Raw genomic sequence first — 1,553 nt, forward strand, 5'->3', positions numbered from 1 at the left:
TTGGAGACGTTAGCAATGTTAGATCAAAATACTTCAGCTCAATTAAAAACACTACTTGAACGTTTGGAGGGCCCGATTGAATTAGTGGCAACTCTGGATGGCTCTGACAAATCAGCCAAAATCAAAGAACTGGTTGAGGAAATCGCGCAACTTTCTGATTTAGTGACTGCCCGTTTTGACGGTACCAACAAACGTGCACCAAGCTTTGGTGTGGCAAAAGCCGGTGAACAGCCTCGTGTGTTCTTTGCAGGCTTGCCGATGGGTCATGAGTTTACTTCCCTGATTCTGGCATTGTTACAAACTTCAGGCTATGCACCAAAAGTCTCTGCCGAAGTTCTGGAATCGATTAAAGGTTTAGGCATTAAATCTGACTTTGATGTATTTGTCTCTTTAAGCTGCCATAACTGTCCTGATGTGGTGCAGGCATTGAACCTGATTGCCATCTATAACCCGGGTACAACAGCAACCATGATTGATGGGGCTTTCTTCCAGGACGAAGTAGAAGAACGTAAAATCATGGCCGTACCGATGGTCTTCCAAGACAATGAACATATCGGTCAGGGTCGTATGACGCTGGAAGAAATCATTGCCAAACTGGATACCAATGCCGCAGCTAAAGCTGCTGAAAAACTGAATGCCAAAGATGCATTTGATATCCTAGTGATTGGTGGTGGACCTGCAGGGAATACTGCAGCGATCTATGCAGCACGTAAAGGCATCAAAACTGGCATCGTGGCTGAACGCATGGGCGGTCAGGTGATGGATACCATGGACATCGAAAACTATACCTCAGTGCAAAAAACCCAAGGTCCGAAATTTGCCGCTGAAATGGAAGCACACGTTCGTGAATACGGTGTTGACATCATGAACCTGCAACGTGTTTCTGACATCAAAGGTGCAGATAGTACAGCCAATGGTCTGGTAGAAGTGACTTTAGAAAATGGTGCCAAACTTGAATCTAAAACTGTGATTTTATCTACCGGTGCACGCTGGAGAGAGATGAATGTTCCAGGTGAACAGGAATACAAAACTCGTGGCGTGGCTTACTGCCCACACTGTGATGGTCCTTTGTTCAAAGGCAAACGTGTGGCAGTGATTGGTGGCGGTAACTCGGGTGTAGAAGCTGCGATTGACCTTGCAGGTATTGTTGAGCATGTAACGCTGGTTGAGTTCGATACTAAACTTCGTGCGGATCAGGTATTGCAGGACAAACTGAACAGCTTGCCAAATACGACTGTGATCAAAAATGCACTTTCTACCGAAGTGATCGGTGATGGTTCACAAGTCACAGCGTTGAAATACAAAGACCGTGCAACTGATGAAGAGCACACAGTAGAACTTGCAGGGATCTTCGTTCAGATCGGTTTGTTGCCGAACACCGACTTCCTGAAAGGAACCGATGTTGAGTTAACTAACCGTGGTGAGATTGTGATTAACGAGCGCAACGAAACCAATGTGAAAGGTGTATTTGCTGCAGGTGACTGTACCACTGTTCCTTACAAACAGATCATCATCGCGACTGGTGAAGGTGCCAAAGCATCATTATCTGCCTT

1 protein-coding gene is annotated in these 1,553 nt (G+C 45.8%); it reads left to right on the forward strand.

Annotation, left to right across the window (positions count from 1 at the left end):
• Positions 1-15: 15 nt before the first annotated feature.
• Positions 16-1,553, forward strand: a 1,538-nt coding sequence (gene ahpF, locus ACEWB7_RS17255) for an alkyl hydroperoxide reductase subunit F (RefSeq protein WP_411581000.1), incomplete at its 3' end; no start/stop codon positions are given.

The organism is Acinetobacter sp. NIOH-H-8 (assembly GCF_046635365.1).
Taxonomy (GTDB): Bacteria; Pseudomonadota; Gammaproteobacteria; order Pseudomonadales; family Moraxellaceae; genus Acinetobacter.